General features: G+C 46.4%; 15 protein-coding genes and 1 pseudogene. 13 read left to right on the top strand and 3 right to left on the bottom strand.

The features are described from left to right. The first annotated feature begins 110 nt into the window (after nucleotides 1–110). The 9 genes from K2225_RS04245 (at nucleotide 111) to K2225_RS04205 (ending at nucleotide 11,545) form a co-directional block, all read left to right on the top strand. The gene (locus K2225_RS04245; protein ID WP_255574195.1) at nucleotides 111–749 is read left to right on the top strand and encodes a GNAT family N-acetyltransferase; all 639 of its coding nucleotides are present in this window, start codon (nucleotides 111–113) and stop codon (nucleotides 747–749) included. After that, a complete protein-coding gene (locus K2225_RS04240; RefSeq protein ID WP_220583619.1) occupies nucleotides 746–1,693 on the top strand; it encodes an alpha/beta hydrolase in 948 nt (315 codons plus the stop codon). The genes K2225_RS04245 and K2225_RS04240 overlap by 4 nt, the downstream gene beginning before the upstream one ends. A gap of 292 nt (nucleotides 1,694–1,985) precedes the next feature. Then, nucleotides 1,986–3,335: an aspartate aminotransferase family protein gene (locus K2225_RS04235; protein ID WP_220583618.1), complete on the top strand. Its 1,350-nt coding sequence runs from the start codon at nucleotides 1,986–1,988 to the stop codon at nucleotides 3,333–3,335. A 4-nt stretch (nucleotides 3,336–3,339) separates the two neighbouring features. Beyond that, the gene (locus tag K2225_RS04230; protein WP_220583617.1) at nucleotides 3,340–4,851 is read left to right on the top strand and encodes a pyridoxal phosphate-dependent decarboxylase family protein; all 1,512 of its coding nucleotides are present in this window, start codon (nucleotides 3,340–3,342) and stop codon (nucleotides 4,849–4,851) included. After that, the gene (locus tag K2225_RS04225; RefSeq protein ID WP_220583616.1) at nucleotides 4,848–6,596 is read left to right on the top strand and encodes an IucA/IucC family protein; all 1,749 of its coding nucleotides are present in this window, start codon (nucleotides 4,848–4,850) and stop codon (nucleotides 6,594–6,596) included. The genes K2225_RS04230 and K2225_RS04225 overlap by 4 nt, the downstream gene beginning before the upstream one ends. Beyond that, nucleotides 6,586–7,167, top strand: a complete 582-nt coding sequence (locus tag K2225_RS04220; protein ID WP_220583615.1) for a GNAT family N-acetyltransferase — start codon at nucleotides 6,586–6,588, stop codon at nucleotides 7,165–7,167. The genes K2225_RS04225 and K2225_RS04220 overlap by 11 nt, the downstream gene beginning before the upstream one ends. Further along, nucleotides 7,142–8,479 carry a lysine N(6)-hydroxylase/L-ornithine N(5)-oxygenase family protein gene (locus K2225_RS04215; protein ID WP_220583614.1) on the top strand — a complete coding sequence of 446 codons (1,338 nt, stop codon included), beginning with the start codon at nucleotides 7,142–7,144 and terminating at the stop codon, nucleotides 8,477–8,479. Before K2225_RS04220 ends, K2225_RS04215 begins: the two co-directional genes overlap by 26 nt. 16 nt (nucleotides 8,480–8,495) lie before the next feature. After that, nucleotides 8,496–10,307, top strand: a complete 1,812-nt coding sequence (locus tag K2225_RS04210) for an IucA/IucC family protein (RefSeq protein ID WP_220583613.1) — start codon at nucleotides 8,496–8,498, stop codon at nucleotides 10,305–10,307. A gap of 23 nt (nucleotides 10,308–10,330) precedes the next feature. Next, nucleotides 10,331–11,545: an aspartate kinase gene (locus K2225_RS04205; RefSeq protein WP_220583612.1), complete on the top strand. Its 1,215-nt coding sequence runs from the start codon at nucleotides 10,331–10,333 to the stop codon at nucleotides 11,543–11,545. 66 nt (nucleotides 11,546–11,611) lie between these two features. Here the strand turns inward: K2225_RS04205 and K2225_RS04200 are convergent, their stop codons facing one another. Beyond that, nucleotides 11,612–11,800 (bottom strand): YjzC family protein, encoded by a 189-nt coding sequence (locus K2225_RS04200; protein ID WP_146813689.1) that lies wholly within the window; start codon nucleotides 11,798–11,800, stop codon nucleotides 11,612–11,614. A gap of 181 nt (nucleotides 11,801–11,981) precedes the next feature. Between K2225_RS04200 and K2225_RS04195 the strand changes: the two genes are divergently transcribed. Then, nucleotides 11,982–12,284 (top strand): DUF3243 domain-containing protein, encoded by a 303-nt coding sequence (locus K2225_RS04195; RefSeq protein ID WP_146813687.1) that lies wholly within the window; start codon nucleotides 11,982–11,984, stop codon nucleotides 12,282–12,284. A 90-nt stretch (nucleotides 12,285–12,374) separates the two neighbouring features. On the opposite strand, the gene K2225_RS04190 is transcribed toward K2225_RS04195, so the two are convergent. Then, a complete protein-coding gene (locus K2225_RS04190; RefSeq protein ID WP_220583611.1) occupies nucleotides 12,375–13,103 on the bottom strand; it encodes a PAS domain-containing protein in 729 nt (242 codons plus the stop codon). 286 nt (nucleotides 13,104–13,389) lie between these two features. Next, nucleotides 13,390–14,232 (bottom strand): annotated as a pseudogene (locus K2225_RS04185) (aldo/keto reductase). Between the two features lie 266 nt (nucleotides 14,233–14,498). Here K2225_RS04185 and K2225_RS04180 point away from each other — a divergent pair. From K2225_RS04180 to K2225_RS04170, 3 genes are all read left to right on the top strand, one after another. Then, entirely contained in the window at nucleotides 14,499–15,668 is a 1,170-nt protein-coding gene (locus K2225_RS04180) for a lactate 2-monooxygenase (RefSeq protein WP_220583610.1), read from the top strand. 230 nt (nucleotides 15,669–15,898) lie between these two features. Beyond that, nucleotides 15,899–17,260 carry a sigma-54 interaction domain-containing protein gene (locus K2225_RS04175; RefSeq protein ID WP_220583609.1) on the top strand — a complete coding sequence of 454 codons (1,362 nt, stop codon included), beginning with the start codon at nucleotides 15,899–15,901 and terminating at the stop codon, nucleotides 17,258–17,260. An 87-nt stretch (nucleotides 17,261–17,347) separates the two neighbouring features. After that, nucleotides 17,348–18,745 (top strand): YjiH family protein, encoded by a 1,398-nt coding sequence (locus tag K2225_RS04170; RefSeq protein WP_220583608.1) that lies wholly within the window; start codon nucleotides 17,348–17,350, stop codon nucleotides 18,743–18,745. Nucleotides 18,746–18,781 lie beyond the last annotated feature (36 nt).

Raw genomic sequence — 18,781 nt, 5'->3', positions numbered from 1 at the left:
CTCCCTCGTGTAGGTCATTGTGACTATTGTATTGATCTTACGTTTTTCATATAATCAAGCACAAATGATAATGATAATTGTTATCATTAAAAGTTGCAGGAGGAGAGACGATGAACAATTCCATCAGTGAAACGGCATTGATTATGAAGAACAAAGAAGAGGAGAAGCATTTTTCCTTTCGCCCACTTGATGCAGAGAGGGACGTGGATCTGCTCTATGACTGGATGCACCAGAAGCATATTGCCCCTTTCTGGAAGTTAAACCTTCCAAAGTCTGAACTGGCATCCTGGGCCAAACAATCAGAGGAAGCAGAATATAAAGATTGTTATATTGGTACCTATGAAGGTGAACCTGTCTGTTATTTGATTGCATACAGCATCAAGCAGGATCCTATCAAAGGTTATTATAACTATTATGAAGGAGACCTCGGGATGCATTTATTGATTGGTCCACGTCCACTACTAAACAAGGAAGACGGACTCTCCTTGATCCGTGCGATGATTTTTTTCTTGTTGGATCGTTACGATGCTGAACGGATTATTGGTGAACCAGACCGGCGAAATAGAATTGTTGTACCAATTTTGAAGGAATTAGGAGGAGAAGTGGTGAATCGTATTCAGCTGCCGCATAAACAAGCCTTTCTGACGATAGGTGAAAAAGAAGCCATTGTTGAAAAACTAAAGAAAGATCAAATTCAAATGGAGATACTGCACCGAATCACTCTGCCAGAAGGTAGGTTGGTCGAATGAGGGTAGATGTTCAAGTCCTACAACTACTTGAAAGTGTAGGGAACAAGATGAGAGAACTCGCGCATCCTCCTTTGGCTGAATTGACTCCTGCTCAGTCAAGAGACTATTACCAGGTAGCCAGGGGCTTCTTCAAAGACGTTCCTGTGACAGGAGTTTCTGTGATTCACTCGTCTTTTACTGGGCGAGACGGTCATGAAGTTCCGATAAGAGTTTATACCCCTTATGAGATGGGACCATTTCCTGTCCTCGTTTATTTTCATGGAGGGGGCTGGGTCTTTGGGGATCTAAGCAGCTCAGAAAATGTGTGCAAGTATTTTTCGTCGTATGCGCAAACGGTTGTGGTATCTGTTGACTACCGATTAGCCCCTGAACATAAATATCCGGCGGCTTTTAACGATGCGGTGGATGCCATCCAATGGGTGGCGCAAAAGGCCTGGGTATGGAAAGGTGACCCCAGTCTTCTTTCCATAGGGGGAGAAAGCTCTGGAGGTAACCTGGCTGCTGCTTCAGCTCTTTATTTCATGGATGATGAGGAAATAGAAATTTCTCATCAATTTCTGATTACCCCTGTGTTGGACTATAAATTTGATACGGCTTCTTATAAGGCGAATTATACATACAACCTGACGAATGAAAAAATGAAATGGTTCTTTAGGCATTATTTGAAGAAGGAGGAAGATGGGCAGGGTGTGTTCGTGTCCCCATTAAGGGCCCGGAACATGGCCACGTTACCTCCTACGTTGATGGTGACCGCAGAATACGACCCCCTCAGAGAGGAAGCCTTTGCTTATACGGAGCGCCTCCAAGCCTCTGGAGTGTCTGTAAATCATCTCCATTTTGGAGATCTCGTCCACAGTTTTATCAATATGGCAGGGGTCGTCGACCGGTCAGCGGAAGCCCTGGAGAAAATGACGAGGACACTAAAAGATATGCTGTATAAATAACATGTTCCACCTTCAATCGCGAAGGTGGACTTTTTTATATCCAATTTTAAACAGAGGAAGGAAAACCTAGAAAATGGTTTTTCTCTAGTTAAAACCGCCTGCTCTTATTCGTGACAAATTCCTTAATTATCAGAAAAATAACTGCCTTTCTGATCTGGCAAAAACCGCTCTGTACCAAAGGGCAGGGCTTTAATTGATAATGATAATGGTTTTCAATTAGTGTTGACATTGATAATCATTATCAAATAGTATAGCGGTAAGACATTGAGCTAACGCAAAGGAGTGGAATCACATGAGTGTCGAGTTAAAGAAATCCAATCAGGAATTATTGAATCAACAGAATCAGCGAGAATCGAATGCGCGGTCGTATCCGCGCCGTTTTCCATTAGCGATCCAGGAAGCAGAAGGGGTTTACATCACAGATATGGAGGGCAATCGTTACATCGATTGTCTGGCCGGTGCGGGAACATTGGCGTTGGGTCATAATCACCCGGCTGTCATTGAAGCGATGGAAAAAGTCCTTCACGATAAACTGCCCTTACATACGCTCGATCTTACGACAGAAGTGAAAGAACAATTCGTGGATGAGCTTTTCTCCAGTCTTCCAGAAGAATTTCGGGACCGTGCAAAGGTTCAGTTTTGCGGCCCGACCGGAGGAGATGCGATTGAAGCGGCCTTGAAACTTGCCAAAACAGCGACGGGAAGACAAAGCATTCTCACCTTCCAGGGAGGGTATCACGGGGCGACCCACGGGACGATGGCCATCAGTGGGAACCTTGGACCGAAGAAGAGGGTGCAGGGATTGATACCGGATACCCACTTCCTTCCATACCCTTATGATTACCGGTGTCCTTTTGGAAAAGGGGGACAAGAAGGGGCAGAGTTGAGTGCTACATACATCGAACAGCTGCTTGATGATCCAGAAAGCGGCATTCTCCCTCCGGCAGCGATGATTTTTGAAACCGTTCAAGGAGAGGGAGGTTCTATCCCGGCCCCTATTGAGTGGCTTCAGGAAATGCGCCGAATCACAAAAGAACGTGGGATTCCACTGATCATCGATGAAGTCCAAACAGGGATCGGACGGACCGGAGAACTCTTCTCCTTCGAACATGCAGGTATTGTTCCGGATGCTTTTGTATTGTCGAAAGCGATCGGCGGTAGTCTTCCGTTATCGGTAGTCGTTTATGATCGTGACCTCGATGCTTGGGAGCCCGGCGCTCATATCGGGACCTTCAGGGGAAACCAGATGGCGATGGCCGCAGGTACAGCCACACTCAAATATGTAAAAGAACAGAATCTTTCGGCACACGCCAAACAAATGGGCGAAAAGATTGTTCAATCACTAAGTGAGATGCAGAAAGATTTTCCGCAGCTTGGGGACGTCCGCGGACGAGGCTTGATGCTCGGGGTGGAAATCGTCGATCCATCTGGTAAAGCCGGCAAGCATGGCAGTTACCCGGCAGACCCTGATATGACGAGCCGGATTCAGAAAGCCTGTTTTGACCGTGGGTTGATTCTTGAAAGTGGAGGCCGCCATGGATCTGTGCTCCGGTTCCTGCCACCACTCATCATCACAGAAGAGCAAGTCGACACGATTTTGTCCATCTTCAAAGAAGCCGTAGCTGCTTCTGTCGCGGAGTGAGGGCATGATCACGACAACCAATCAATCAGCTGTTTCCGCCTTTGATTCATTTTTCCTTCAACACGGTGAAGAGGGAGGCGAGCATTTTCGAAATCATGTCGAACTCGTCGTCGATATACTAGCGGAAGTTTTTCAAACCATGGATCGACCGTTGGAAGGGAAGACCGTTCATGACATCCAGCAGGAACTCCGCGGGGTGCTTACTCTTTCGGAAGAACCACAGTCGCTACAGGAAGTCCTCAAGGAAATCAAAGGACCGGTCATAAGGAACAGTCTCCACGTTTCCCACGAGAGGAGCATGGCCCATTTACACTGCCCGCCGGTTTTACCCGGCGTACTGGCCGAACTGATTATCGGAGCGCTTAACCAATCGATGGATTCATGGGATCAGAGCCCTGCCGCAACGTATGTCGAAGAAGAACTGATTCGTTATTGGTGCCAGCTGATCGGGTTATCAGAACAGGGAGACGGGGTCTTCACAAGTGGCGGGACACAGTCCAACTATATGGGGATGCTGCTCGCGCGTGATGAATTTTGTCTCTCGGAATGGGGGCACATCGTCCAAAAAGACGGCCTGCCGGAATCGTTCAAAAAGATGAGAGTCTTATGTTCTGAGGAAGCACATTTTTCTGTGAAAAAGTCAGTTTCGCAGCTCGGGCTTGGCGAGCAGGCGGTCGTCCCGGTTCCTGTGAACGAGGACCATCGGATGGATCACCATGAGGTTAGGCATACGGTTGAACAACTCGAGCAGGAAGGGCTTCTGCCTTATGCGGTTGTCAGCACCTGTGGGACGACGGATTACGGTAGCATCGATCCGCTTGATGGTTTGGCAGATCTTTGTGAAGAAAAAGGCCTTTGGCTTCATGTGGATGCAGCGTACGGGGCAGGACTTCTGCTTAGTGAGAAACATGGAGACAAGCTTTCCGGTATGGACCGTGCGGATTCGGTGACCCTCGACTTCCATAAATGGCTGTTTCAGCCGATCAGCTGTGGAATGTTTGCCGTCAAAGATCGGAAGCACCTGCGGCTGTTATCACACCACGCCGATTACTTGAATCCTGAGGAAGATGAAAAAGAAGGCATTGTGAACCTTGTGAACAAAAGCATCCAGACGACACGCAGGTTTGATGCGCTGAAAGTTCTTTTGACCTTGAAGGTCCTCGGTACGCGCTTGCTGGGGAGCATGGTGGATCGGACGATGGAAGTCGCCCGGTTTGCTGCAGGAGAACTGGAGAAACGTTTTGATTTTTGTGTAGAAAATCCGTCTCCTGAACTTTCGGCTGTCGTCTTTCAGTATCAGCCGGAAGAAAGCCGGGATGTGTGCGGTTTGAACCGGAAAATCCAGCAAAAGCTTTTTCATGAAGGAACGGCCGTGATTGCGAAGACTTCGGTCAGGGGAGAAACCTATTTGAAATTCACGATCTTGAATCCTCGGACCACGGAAGAAGATGTGTTGGCCGTCATTGATCAGATTGAACATACAGCGAAACAGATTTTAGGAGGGACACCTCATTGAATAAAGCAAAAGAAATGGCCGAAAAGGCGACGATGCAAAGCTTTTTGAATTGCTATTTAAGAGAAACAGGCAACTATGAGTGGGTGGATACGGACAATGGAATAATGCTGTCCATCCCTTTGGTCAGGCAGCATTTGGTCATCCATGTATCTGTGAACTATTGGTCGTTGACCGGAAGGCACTTGTTTGACTTCCCGGTGACTTATCAAACAGAAGGAAAGGAAGAATCTCATCCTCTTGATTATGTCACAATGACGACCCTCCTTGTAAAAGAATGGCTCATCGGCAATGGACAGGATTGGGCAGAAGATGAGCTTGTCCTGCGTGTGCTGCTCAGCTGTAAGAAAATGAAAGAGTATGTAGCAGCAAGATTCGCGGACCGTCACCAGCTGATGAACGAAGACTTTACATTTATCGAAGCGGAACAGTCACTGTTGTTCGGGCATTTGCTGCACCCGACACCGAAAAGCAAACAAGGACTGACTGATGTTGAGGACCGTCAGTACTCCCCGGAATATAAAGGACGCTTCCAGCTCCACTATTTCAGTGTGAATCCCGATCTTATTGAAGAAGATTCCAGCTTGAATCGTTCCTCGTCCACCTGCATCTTCGATGGCGTAAAAGATACGGAAGGGGCGGAGCTACTTGTGGAGGAATGGGACAAAGGACGCGTTTTAGTGCCCATGCATCCGCTGCAGGTGCCTGTGGTATTAAAGGACCCGGCAGTCCAAAAGTACCTTCATTCGGGAGACATCAAGCATCTTGGACAAGCCGGCCTCCGTTTTACAGCGACTTCGTCGTTCCGGACGCTTTACAGTGAGTCTTCCCGTTTTATGTACAAATTCTCTGTCCCGGTCAAGATCACGAACTCCTTAAGGGCCAACCAGCCGAAAGAATTGGCAAGAGGCGTGGAAGTTTCGCGGTTGCTTGAAACAGAGCTTGGAGATCAAATGAAGAAACATCATCCGAATTTCCATATGTTGAAAGATCCTGCAGTCATCAACCTTCGTTTACCGCAAGAATTCTCAGGATTTGAAGTTTCCATGAGGGAAAATCCTTTTTACGATGATGATGAGCAGGTGAGTCTTGTCGCAGGGCTGGTTCAGGATCATGCGTATGGAGGGCCTTCCAGAATCTCCACAATCATCCGAAGTATTGCGGAAAGGGAAGGAAGAGCGGTGGAAGAGGTGAGTCTCGATTGGTTTGATCAGTACTTGTCGATCAGCCTCGACCCGATCCTTTGGCTGCATCACACGTACGGGATCGCTCTTGAAGCCCATCAGCAGAATTCCGTTGTTCGTTTGGAAAAAGGGTATCCTTCCACGTTTTATTACAGGGATAACCAGGGCTACTACTTCAGCCGGTCCAAAGCGGATCAACTGACAGAGCTGCTTCCTTCATTAAACAGCAAAAGCGATACCATCTGTGAAGATGACGTCGCAGATGAACGTCTACGCTATTATTTCTTTTTCAATCATTTGTATGGTCTGATCAATGGGTTCGGTGTCAGTCGATTAGTCAATGAAGAAAAATTGATCGACCTTCTTCGCCGCCGATTGATCGAGCATCTTCCATCTTCGTTTGTGCAGACGCTCTTGGAAGAAAACAAGCTTCCTTGTAAAGCGAATCTGCTGACCCGTTTGTATGATATGGATGAATTGGTCGGTCCGATGGAAGCACAGTCGGTTTATACAGCCGTCGATAACCCGCTTGCGGCAAAGGTGGGAGTCGTCCATGAGCATTGAATTTGAGGTTTATGATGAAACGATCCACCGCACCCTTTCATTTCGGAAAGCTCTAATGGAAGATGTCGCGTTGGTTCACAAGTGGATGAATGAGGACCATGTGCATCCCTTTTGGCAGTTGAATCTGCCGTTTGACCGTTTTGAAAAACATTATCGGAAAGCACTGCACGACACTCATCAGACGCTTTATCTCGGCATGATCGACGGGGAAGTGATGAGCTATTGGGAGGCCTACTGGGTCAAAGGGGATGTCTTAGAAAACTCATACTCTCCAAAAGCTTACGATCAGGGCATCCATCTATTGATCGGGGAAAAGGATTACCTCGGTTCAGGCTTTGCCCTGCCCCTTTTAAGAGCGATGGTGCGTTTTCAATTTCAGTATGATGCGACAACGAAAGTGGTGGCAGAGCCTGATATTCGGAACAACAAGATGATTCATATTTTTGAAAAGTGCGGGTTTACACCAATCGCTCCCATCCAGCTGCCGGATAAAAAGGCACAGCTGATGTTTTGTGAACGAGACACATTTGAATTGAGGTGGAACGATGAATACAGAAAAGCAGATCTTTGATGTGATCGGCATCGGGCTTGGACCGTTCAACTTAGGAATGGCTGCGCTCTTGGATCCCGTTGATGATGTGTCCGCGCTGTTTTTAGAAAAAGAAGAAGAGTTCCAGTGGCATCCTCATCTGTTGATGGAAGGGACGACGCTGCAGGTGCCTTTTTTCGCAGACCTTGTCAGCATGGCGGATGTCACGAATAAGCACAGCTTTTTAAATTACCTGCAGGAACATAACCGTTTGTACAATTTTTATTTTTTGGAGAAGTTCCATATCCCGAGGAAAGAATACAATCACTACTGCCGCTGGGTGAGTGACCGGCTGGACAGCTTGCGGTTCGGCAAGGAAGTCACCCAGGTGAGCACTGTAGAACTCGATGGAAAGAAGCTCTATCAAGTCAGAGCTTTGAATTCCACGACAGGTGAGGAACACACATACACCGCAAAAAACATCGTAATGGGCATTGGCACGGAGCCCCGGGTACCGGAGGCGCTGCAGGACGCACTTGGAGCATCCGTTTTTCATACGTCCGAATATTTGAAGAGAAAACCATCGTGTGACTTATCCAAGTCTGTAGCCGTCATCGGATCGGGACAGAGTGCGGCGGAAGTTTTCCTTGATGTAGCGAAACTTCAGGAGGAAACAGGCGGCTCGCTTCAGTGGTACACAAGGTCGCAAGGGTTCTTTCCGATGGAGTATTCAAAGCTTGGGCTTGAGTATTTCTCTCCGGATTACATCGATTTCTTCTACGAGCTCCCTCAATGGAAGAAAGACCAGCTGTTACATAAGCAGGGTCTTCTTTACAAAGGCATCAGTGCAGAAACGATCGCTGCTATTTATGACCACCTTTATGACCGGACAGTCGGCAATGCCGATCCTTCCATCCATCTCCAGGCGATGACAGAAGTGACGTCCATTGAAGAAAAAGTTGACCACTTGAGCTTAAGAGGTTATCAGATGGTTTCAGAGGAGCCTGTGGAAATGGAAGCAGATCTGGTTATTTTAGGGACAGGCTATCAGCCTCGTGTGCCCGCCTTTTTCTCAAGGATAAAGGACAGTATCGCCTGGGATGATCAGGGGCGATTTACTGTGAACAAAGGCTATCACCTGGTTACGGACCTCAAGGCGGATGGGCACATTTTTATCCAGAATGGCGAACTTCACACCCACGGTGTCGGCGCACCTGACCTTGGACTTGGGGCGCATCGCAATGCGGTGATCATTAACAGGATTGCAGAAAGAGACATCTATTCGATACAGCAAAATAACGTCTTCCAAACGTTCGGAACGAAAAAGTCCTTGGTCACTCCACATCAATCATAAGAAAGAGGGGATCGGTTTGTTATTTCAACAGGACATTCATGAACAATTGAATATAGAGAATTGGAAAAAAGCCAATCAACAATTGATGGCGAAAATGTTCGCTGAATATATGTATGAAGATATGATTCAGCCCGAAGTTTTACATGTAGATGGGAAAACAGGAGCCTATGAACTCTCCGTATCCAAAGAAAAATCGTACCACTTCGTTGCTGAAAAACGTTTATTCGACAGTTTTGATGTCTCGGCTGAGGATTTGAAAAAAGTGGAGCAGGGCGAGGAAAAAGAAGCAGACAATGCCATTGAACTGCTGATTGACTTAAAGGAAATCATCGGCATGTTTGCAGAAACGATCGGTCATCTGATCAAAGAAATGAACGCCACTTTAATCGCTGACGTGCATTTGATGGAAAAGACAGACCGTTCGTCTGATGAGCTCGCTTCCATCGACTATGCAGAGCTTGAAGGGTATATGAAGGGGCACCCGTGGATCACTTACAACAAAGGAAGAATTGGCTTTGGTTACGATGACTACATGCGTTTTGCTCCCGAGCATCAGCAGGAAGTAAAGCTTTCCTGGATAGCCGCTCATAAAAATCTAGCCACCTTCCAATCGGTTCAAAACCTCAGTTATGAAAAACTTCTCAATGAGGAGTTGAGTGAACAAGAGCGGGAAAGCTTCTTTGCCGAGGTGAGGAAACAGAACCGTGATCCGGAAGACTATTACTTTTTCCCGGTCCATGAATGGCAGTGGAAAAACCAGCTGATCCAAAACTTCCCGGAAGAAATCGCAAAAAAGGAGATCATTGCTGTGGGAGATGGAGACGACGCTTATCTACCGCAACAGTCGATCCGTACGTTTGTGAATAGAAGTTCCAAAGAGAAACATCATGTCAAGCTTCCGATGAGTATCCTTAATACTCTCGTATACCGCGGCCTGCCTTCCGAGCGGACGGTGATCGCACCAAAAGTCACGGAGTGGATCAAAGGCCTTTATGAACAAGACGACTTTTTGAAGAATGAGTGCCGGGTGATTCTGCCTGGGGAAAACGCAAGCATCAATGTGGATCAAAAGCAGTACGCTGCGGTTAAGGATGCTCCTTATCAGTACCTTGAAATGCTGGGGACGATTTGGCGTGAAAGCATCTATACGTATCTGGAGGACGGCGAGCAGGCCATTACACTTGCGGCGCTCGTTCACGAAGATCATCACGGAAAACCCTTTATTCAATCATTAATCGAATCTTCTGCCCTGGACACGGAAGATTGGATGAAGAAGTTCTATAAAGTGGTCATGGATCCATTGCTTCACTACTTATACAAATATGGCACGGTCTTTTCGCCACACGGGCAGAATGCGATTCTCGTGCTGAAAAATAACGAGCCGCATCGTCTTGCCGTCAAAGACTTTGTCGATGATGTGAATGTGACGGATCAGCCATTTCCTGAACTTCAGCATGTAACAGAAGAGATGAAAGCCGTGCTTCGGACAGAACCACCGGAAGGTTTGACGCAGTTCATCTTTACTGGACTCTTCATCTGTCACCTGCGTTATTTAAGCCATATTCTAGAGAAGCATCATCTCCTGGATGAAGAAGTCTTCTGGCAGCTGCTTGCCGAGTCGATCCTCGACTATCAGAAAAGGTTCCCTGAATTGAAAGAACGGTTTGAGCTGTTTGACTTCTTTAAATCGGAAATGACCAAGCTTTGTCTGAACCGCAACCGCATGGTCGATTATGGCTATGCCGATGGAGATGATCGTCCGCATGCATCGGAATTTGGAAAAGTGACCAATGCACTGGCTGCTTTTAAAGAACAGCCGATCGGATAATCTGACGAAAAGAGGAATGAAGGATGGCCATTATTGTACAAAAATTCGGAGGTAGTTCCCTGCAGTCACCGGAACGAATCAAGAAAGTGGCCGCACGTGCCCGCTCAGAAAAAGAAAAAGGAAACGACGTCGTTGTCGTTGTTTCCGCTATGGGGGACCAAACAAACGAACTGATGAGACTCTGTCAGGAAGTAAACCCATCCTCTTGCGGAAGGGAAAAGGACTTGCTACTATCCACTGGCGAACAAGTTTCTTCCGCGCTTATGGCCCTCGCTCTTCAAGAGCTGGGCGTTGGATCCGTCGCGATGACGGGACAGGAGGCAGGAATTGAGACCGAATATGTCCATGGTAACGCTAAAATCAAAGCGGTACATACCCGAAACATTCAGGAAGTCTTGGATGAAGGTAAAATTGCCGTGGTTGCCGGATTTCAGGGGTGTGCAGCAAATGGAGAGATCTGTACGCTCGGACGAGGCGGGTCGGATACGACGGCAGCCGCTCTTGCTGCAGCACTGAAAGCCGATCGGTGTGAAATCTTTACAGATGTTGATGGCGTCTATACCGCTGATCCACGTATCATTTCCGGCGCAAGAAAGATTCACAGCATGGATTATGACCAGATGCAGACGATGGCGGAAATGGGAGCGGGGGTCATCCACCCTCGCGCTGTTCGCCATGCCCAAAAGCACAACATTCCTCTTGTGGTCCGATCAAGCTTCACCTTAGAGGAAGGAACGGTGATCCACGATTGTAAAGGAAGTGGAGGAGGTTCTCCTGCCATAGGGATGACATACGAAAAGAATCTCTGTCTCTTACGTTTGAACACGGAAGCAGACAATGGTGATCTCTTCCATTGGCTTGATGAGTTTCTCACGGTGGGAACTTCCTTTGGATGGAGTGGTAAGGATGAAACGTTCCTCGCTATAAGAGCTGACCATTTGGATCGGGTCATGTCTACGCTGAAGGAGCACACCGTTTCCTTAGGGATAAAGGAAGCGGAGCAGACGTATGGATGGGCAGCCATTCACTTCGTGTTCGCAGGTAGGGAAGAAAAGAGAAAGCGCGTTTCTTCTATAAAAGAAAGGATATCGGATCGATGGGGGGAAGTCTTGACCATGGACGGCCACCCTTCTGTATGGAGCCTGTTGGTTCCTGAAGAAAAGAGCGTGAAATTCTCTCAAAACCTTTATGATTGGGTGATAGGGAGTGGTGTGCCTGCGTTGGCCTTCGGGTCCTGAAGTGTTCATCCAGAATTGCATTAAAAATTCCTGAGCTGTTCCGCTCAGGAATTTTCAATGTTTCTTCTACTTGGCTTTTTTCCAATAAGCTGCTTCTTTATTGGAGCGAATCGGAGGGAACTGATCTCCGCTTGATAATTCGATATGTTTTTCGTCACTGGTAACCTCATTTTCATTACCTTCGTTTACTAGTCCATCAAATTCATAGGTTCCGTTTTCTGGTGCTTTTTCTCCTGTTTTGTAACGATCAGCCATAGTTGAAAACTCCTTTTTGTATTGGTTTTATGTGCGCACAACCTACTGATACCCGTTTAACTAATGTTAAAACATGGAAATTTTGCTGGATATTCTATGATTCATAACGGCGCGTTCGAACGTTTAGTAATATGTAAAAAAAGGAAGCGACCTATACACATGAATAAAAGGAGGAGTTCGAATGGCACAAGATCCGAAACACGCAGCAAAACAAATGAATGAAGAAAAGAAAGAAGAGATTCTCCAGCATTTTGACAGCTTTAAAGATTATTTAGGTGATCAAGTTCAAAAAGGTGAAAAATTAGGACTTGGAGAAGAAGGTCTTTCCAAAGGAGCTAAGCGGGTGGCTGATTACCTGGCGGAGCACGAAGAACCAAGAAACCGAGAAGAGAAAGTCTTAAACGAGTTATGGAATGTAGCCAATAAGGAAGAGCGTGAACATATGGCTCATGTATTGGTTAAATTAACAGATCAAACCAATTAATGTGACAAGCGTCCCCAGCCTGGTGGGGCGCTTTTTTTCTTATGCTGTATCGATCCGTTTATTATTCGAAACAGAAAGAACGTGATTGCTTTATTTGTTGTTTAAATCCTTTAAAGCTACCTGTAAGTTGGTGAAAAACTTTACATGGAGCGGTGGAAGGTTAGAAGACACCCACAGCTTGGATAGTACGGGCTTCATCCCGGAAATCGTCACGTGGATACCCATTAATGATAGCGATTGGATGAGTTTTGATAGTTTTTCAAAGAAAACGATGTCCACCGTACTGAGGGTCGAACAATCAATGATTAATTGGTTGGCTTTCATATCTACTACATTCTGTAAGCCCCTGTCCAGAATGTATTGGAATTCGATTTGGTCCATGGTCGGCTGTAAGGGTAACAGGGCGAGGCCATCAGACAACGGGATGACGTTTACAGACATATCTTCCATCCATTTCCGCATCCGTTGTTCTTTCTCGTAGTAATCTGTCACATCATTGTACTCGACCATCGCTCCATAAACTTCTCCGTTATTTTCTAGAATTCGGGTGCGAATGGAAAAATAAAAATTATATTTTCCCCACTGAAAAGGAACCGCATCAAACGTAAATTCCTTGGATGTCCGCAAAGTTCGTTCCACGTGGCGTACTTCTTCCGGGGCATCAGGAAAGAGGTCGTATACACTTTCTCCTACTACATCCTCTGTGTTTACTTGCAAAAGCCATGCGCCTTTTTCATTTATTTGCGTAATCCGATAGTCTAAATCGATCACCATCACACCCAAGGACAGTTGATCAAAAACTTGGTTTTCTGGCGTCATATTGCTCCCCCTTAAAACTTGATTGGTGCAGTGATCTCTATTGTATTAAATTCGATTTCTTAAGTGGAAAACCCTTTTCATATATTCATATATTATTTGAACGATTTCTTATGTAGTAAAATCCCTTGCATCGCCATCATTCATTATATAGGAATAGAAGTCAAAACATATGTTTTCAAGGCTTTCAAATCATAGGAATAAGGGAATGGAATTCGTATTAAAGTGCTTCTATATAAATAGAGGAAAACAGGCTTCCAGCTGGAAGCCTGTTTTCCTCTTTCAGTTATTAAAATTCCTGATAAGTAGCAGGGTCCTGGTCATTCATTCGGCCCTCGGGTTGAGTTAATTGATTGATTCTGTTCATATCTTCTTCAGTAAGAGCAAAGTCGAAAATCGATAAATTCTCCTTCTGACGATGAGGGGAAGAAGACTTCGGAATAGCGACAGACCCGAGCTGGTAATGCCAGCGCAGAATGACTTAAGAAACCGTTTTGTCGTAATGATCGGCTACGGATTGAATGACCTCATTGTCGAGGATGTTTTGGACGCGGGCCAATGGACTCCAGGATTGTGTTTGGATCTGCTTCTCCTGATGATAAGCTCTTTGTTCCTCCTGGTTGAAAAACGGATGGAGCTCCACCTGATTCATGCTCGGTTTGATGCCTGTTTCTTGTTCCAGACGGTCCAAATGTTCGGGGAGGAAATTACATACTCCGATCGAGCGGATCAGCCCCCATTTCTGGGCGTCGATCAACGCCTGCCAGGCTTCTACATACAAATCTTCCTTTGGATTCGGCCAGTGGATCAAGTAAAGATCATAATAGTCCAGCTGCGCGCGGAACAGGGATTCCTGGATGGCCGTGACGGCTTTGTCGTATTCGTGGTACCGGCCAGGGAGTTTGGATGTAATTCTTAGTTCATTTCTTGGGATGCTGCTGCGGCGGATTCCTTCTCCGACCGTCGCCTCATTTTCGTAATTATAGGCGGTATCGATTAAACGGTAGCCTGAATCTATGGCACTTTGAACGGCGGAAGCTCCGCGGTTACCGTTCAGACGGTAGGTCCCGAATCCTAAGGCAGGAATTGTAAGACCATCGTTCAGTTGAATTTCAGGGATGGATTGACTCATCTTGGCATGCACTCCTTTTTTAATTTTCTGCTCCAGGTGGAAGCCGTTCGATCTGTAAACATTTATTCTTTTACCTTCTCTGAGGAACTGTAAACAAGTGTAAGCGTGTACATTGGAAGATTGTTGAAAAAAGCGAGGATTGACCGAGTGGATACGTTCTAATCTCATACAACAGCATTTATGAAGCGCTTACATTATGTGATAGGATAGAAGTGCATGATGGGAAAATGCACCAGTTACACTGAAAGCAATGAGGAGGTTAACGGATGTCCAATTTTGGAAACAAAGTTCAATTCAAGGTTTACCAGACGATGACAAAGCCCGATCCTGACCGGCTTCCTATTTCGTATGAAGAATGGCAAGCGAAGGCGAGAGAAATTCTGGAAGATGGTCCTTTCTACTACGTAGCGGGAGGGGCAGGCGGCGAAGAAACGTTGAAAGATAACCTTAACAGCTTTACCCGGTATAAAATCGTCCCGCGAATGCTCACAAATGTCGAAGCCCGTGACTTGAGCATAGAATTATTCGGGAAAAGCTATGGTTCTCCTCTCCTGCAGGCCCCGATTGGTGTCCAGTCGATTATTCATGAGGATGGAGAATTAGCTTCAGCAAAGGCTTCTGCTGCTTTGAACATTCCATACATCACCAGTTCTGCCTCTACGAAAACGATGGAGGAGATTGCCGAAGTCATGGGGGACGCGCCTAAATGGTTTCAACTTTACTGGAACAAAGATCCAGAGGTGACGGCAAGTTTTGTCCGGCGGGCAGAAGCGGCTGGATATGATGCGATTGTCGTCACACTGGACACACCTATGATGGCCTGGCGGGAAAAGGATTTGAAGCATGTGTACCTGCCATTCTTGATCGGTGAAGGGGTCGGGAACTATTTTACAGACCCTGTGTTCCGTTCCCGGCTTGAATCCTCACCGGAAGAGAATCCTACCGAGGCGGTGATGCACTGGACAAAGACGTTCGGTAATCCGGGGTTAACGTGGGAACATCTGCTTTTCTTAAGAGAGCATACGTATTTACCAATCTTGCTTAAGGGCATTCTTCATCCGGACGATGCGAAGATGGCGCATGAGTACGGCGTGGATGGAATCATTGTCTCCAATCATGGTGGACGGCAAGTGGACGGAGCCGTGAGTTCATTGGACGCTCTTCCAGCGATTGTTGAAGCCGTAGGAAAAGAACTCCCTGTACTGATGGATGGTGGAATCCGTCGTGGAGCTGATGTGGTCAAAGCGGTATCTCTAGGAGCGAAAGCCGTACTTGTCGGTCGGCCCTGCATGTACGGGCTGGCTGTTGCCGGAGAACAAGGAGTGCAGGAGGTTTTAAGGAATTTACTGGCGGATACGGATATCACTATGGCTTTAAGTGGCTGTTCGTCGATTGCTGAATTGAATCAAACCATCCTTCTTGATCCCAAAAGGTGATGAAGGTGGGTTTAGCGCAGAACACTTTCAATCAAAGTTCTGCGCTTTTTAGTTTTTTCGAGATGAGTGGTTACTGAAATCCTATCACTTTATCGTTCCTCAACTAAGACCAAAGGTTATGGTATAATAAATTGTAAATATTCAGAAATGAATAATAATTCTATTGATAATGAAGAGGTTTTGACAAGAGTTGTAGAAAGTATTCAATCATGAATAATGTGGGGGATTTCATGTCCGAATGGTCCGAATATAAAACACTTTTACATTCACTGCAGGAAGATATCCTTGTTACCAATACAGATGGGACGATTGTCAAAGTGAGTGAAGCGACAGGAAAAGTCTATGACGTCCATGCCGATGAGCTGCTTGGGAGATCGGTTTATGACTTGGAAAAAGAGGGATTATTTACGCCCCTGGCAACGCCTATGGTGATGGAATCACAGGAACGGGTGACGTTCGTCCAAACCGTTGCCGATGGAAAAAAGCTGCTCGTGACAGGTTTGCCCGTTTTTGACGATGAGGGGGAACTCGTTCGAGTGGTCAGTTATTCTCATGATGTGACCGAACTTATGGAAATCAAAGCAGGTATGGAAGAAATGACGATTGAGATGGAGCGTGTCCGTGACGAGTTGAACCGTTTGAAACAAGAGAAGGAAGAAACCTTCATCGGAAAAAGTGAAGAGATGCGCAGAGTTCTTGCAACCGCCAATCAGGTGGCGGGAGTGGATGCGAATGTCCTTCTTCTCGGCGAATCCGGGGTCGGGAAAACGGAGCTCGCAAGAAGGATTCATGAAAAGAGTAGTCGAGCGGGCGGACCTTTTATAGAAGTCAATTGCGGGGCGATTCCTGACGCTTTGTTTGAAGCTGAACTTTTTGGTTACGAGGGGGGATCTTTCACAGGAGCGACTAAAGGCGGGAAAAAGGGGTTCGCGGAACTAGCCCATAGAGGGACGATGTTCTTGGATGAAATCGGTGAGCTTTCCTTACAGAATCAAGTGAAGGTTCTGAAACTGATTCAGAAAAAATCATTTTATCCTGTCGGAGGGCGCAAAGAAATTCAGTCCGACTTCCGGTTAATCAGTGCAACGAACAAGGAACTGGATCAAGCGGTCGATCATAAGGAGTTTCGGGAGGATCTTTATTTTCGGTTGAATGTCGTACCGATAACGATCCCTCCTTTGAGAGAACGGAAAGAAGACATCACCCCACTCATCCATACCTTTTTGGATCATTTCGCTGCCCGTTACAAACGGAAGCGAGTGTTGAGCAGAGAAGTCATGCACGATTTGAATACATACGAGTGGCGTGGCAATGTAAGAGAGCTCATCAATTTATTAGAGCGCTTAGTGGTGACTTCTCCGAATCCAGTCATCTACCCTGCTGATTTACCCGAAGGATATCGTAAAAGGGGAGAGGATTATTCAAAAATGAATAATTTTGATGAAACATTAGCCGAAACTCTAAATCGAGTGGAAAAAGATAGACTTGAACGAGCAAAAGAAAAATTCAGGACGACCACGAAGATGGCGGAGGCTTTAGGGATCAGTCAACCAACAGTAGTCAGAAAACTTAAAAAATACAGAATAAAATGAAGGGTTGGCATGATTCTTGCGATACAAAGGGTGAGGGATGGAAAATTTCCTTTGCCTTTTTTATTACTTTTATAAGGAGTGGAATACATGGAAGTGAAACAGACGGACGACTTTGAGAAGGACTATACGGAGTCAAAACCGGAAAGCTATCGAACCAAAAGGAATTTCCTTTGGTTCATCGTTCCTTCGTTATTGGGCGTGTTTTTATTTTTATTCCCGATTCCCTACGGAGGGAAAATTACAATCGGTGTCGGTGTTCTCGCAGAAACGGTACAGGCCTACTTAGAGCCCGTTCTACCAGGGTTGATGACTGGGATTTTAGTGGTTTCCGCCATCGTCCCGATTTTTGCAAAAGCTTTTAAGCCTTCCTTGATCATGAACCGTCCATTTATGAAACAGCTCTTTTATATTCATCCTTTCTGGTTGGTGACGAGAATTCTTGGAGCTGTATTTGCTCTTATGACGCTTTTTGCAGTAGGGCCAGCCGTTATCACGTCTGAAGTGACAGGAGGAACGATGCTCTATGCCCTTGTCCCTGTGCTTGCTGCCTGGTTCCTATTTGCAGGGGTCCTGATGCCGTTACTCATGCAGTTTGGTTTGATGGATTTTATCGGCACCATGCTCCGCCGGGTGATGAGACCGGTGTTCAAGCTGCCCGGCCGGTCTTCCATCGATGCGCTCGCTTCCTGGATGGGAGCAGGGACGGTCGGTGTCCTCATTACCACTCAGCAATACGAAGAGGGGTACTATACGAAGCGGGAAGCCTCGATCATTGCCACAAACTTTTCCATTAATTCGATTGCTTTCAGTTTGGTCGTGATCAGTTTTATCGGACTGGAAGAATATTTTGTTCCTTTCTATCTGACTGTCGTTGTCGCCGGATTGGTAGCGGCGTTTATCTGTCCCCGCATCCCTCCTTTATCGAGAAAGGCGGATACCTATTACGAAGGGACAGGCATGAGAATATCTGAAGAAACCCCTGAGGGAGTTTCCAATTTTCAATGGGGAGTGGAAAAAGCGCTCCACAAAGCCTCACAAGTGAAGAGTGTAAAAGAAGTCGGTAAACAAGGGGCACAAACGGTTCTTGATATCTATTTCGCTTTGATTCCATTAGTCATGGCACTTGGAACCGTGGCCTTGATTATTGCGGAATTCACACCATTTTTCACGTATTTGTCGATGCCGATCGTTCCTATCCTCCAATGGATGGGGATTCCTGAAGCGGCCCAAGCGGCTCCTGCCATGCTCGTCGGGTTCGCTGACATGTTCCTGCCGGCCGTCATCGGTTCGGGTATTGAAAGTGAATTGACACGCTTTGTCATCGCCGCTGTATCGCTGACGCAGTTGATTTACATGTCCGAAATCGGAGTACTGCTCGTTAAATCAAAAATTCCGATTTCCGTTTTGGAGCTGGCCATAATCTTCCTGCAAAGGACTGTCATTACTCTGCCGATTATTGTGGTCATTGCCCATTTCATATTTTAAAAAACATGTATGAACCAAAGATATAGAAGGGGATGG

The organism is Halobacillus sp. Nhm2S1 (assembly GCF_019599545.1).
In the GTDB taxonomy this organism is placed as follows: domain Bacteria; phylum Bacillota; class Bacilli; order Bacillales; family Halobacillaceae; genus Halobacillus.
The sequence above is the reverse complement of the archived record's forward strand: the minus strand, read 5'-3'. Positions and strand labels throughout refer to the sequence as shown.

What these genes read in the sequence shown, in the direction of transcription:
- K2225_RS04245 (WP_255574195.1), top strand. Translation starts at nt 111, where the DNA reads ATGAACAATTCCATCAGTGAAACGGCATTGATTATGAAGAACAAAGAA.
- K2225_RS04240 (WP_220583619.1), top strand. Translation starts at nt 746, where the DNA reads ATGAGGGTAGATGTTCAAGTCCTACAACTACTTGAAAGTGTAGGGAAC.
- K2225_RS04235 (WP_220583618.1), top strand. Translation starts at nt 1,986, where the DNA reads ATGAGTGTCGAGTTAAAGAAATCCAATCAGGAATTATTGAATCAACAG.
- K2225_RS04230 (WP_220583617.1), top strand. Translation starts at nt 3,340, where the DNA reads ATGATCACGACAACCAATCAATCAGCTGTTTCCGCCTTTGATTCATTT.
- K2225_RS04220 (WP_220583615.1), top strand. Translation starts at nt 6,586, where the DNA reads ATGAGCATTGAATTTGAGGTTTATGATGAAACGATCCACCGCACCCTT.
- K2225_RS04215 (WP_220583614.1), top strand. Translation starts at nt 7,142, where the DNA reads ATGAATACAGAAAAGCAGATCTTTGATGTGATCGGCATCGGGCTTGGA.
- K2225_RS04205 (WP_220583612.1), top strand. Translation starts at nt 10,331, where the DNA reads ATGGCCATTATTGTACAAAAATTCGGAGGTAGTTCCCTGCAGTCACCG.
- K2225_RS04200 (WP_146813689.1), bottom strand. Translation starts at nt 11,800, where the DNA reads ATGGCTGATCGTTACAAAACAGGAGAAAAAGCACCAGAAAACGGAACC.
- K2225_RS04195 (WP_146813687.1), top strand. Translation starts at nt 11,982, where the DNA reads ATGGCACAAGATCCGAAACACGCAGCAAAACAAATGAATGAAGAAAAG.
- K2225_RS04190 (WP_220583611.1), bottom strand. Translation starts at nt 13,103, where the DNA reads ATGACGCCAGAAAACCAAGTTTTTGATCAACTGTCCTTGGGTGTGATG.
- K2225_RS04180 (WP_220583610.1), top strand. Translation starts at nt 14,499, where the DNA reads ATGTCCAATTTTGGAAACAAAGTTCAATTCAAGGTTTACCAGACGATG.
- K2225_RS04175 (WP_220583609.1), top strand. Translation starts at nt 15,899, where the DNA reads ATGTCCGAATGGTCCGAATATAAAACACTTTTACATTCACTGCAGGAA.
- K2225_RS04170 (WP_220583608.1), top strand. Translation starts at nt 17,348, where the DNA reads ATGGAAGTGAAACAGACGGACGACTTTGAGAAGGACTATACGGAGTCA.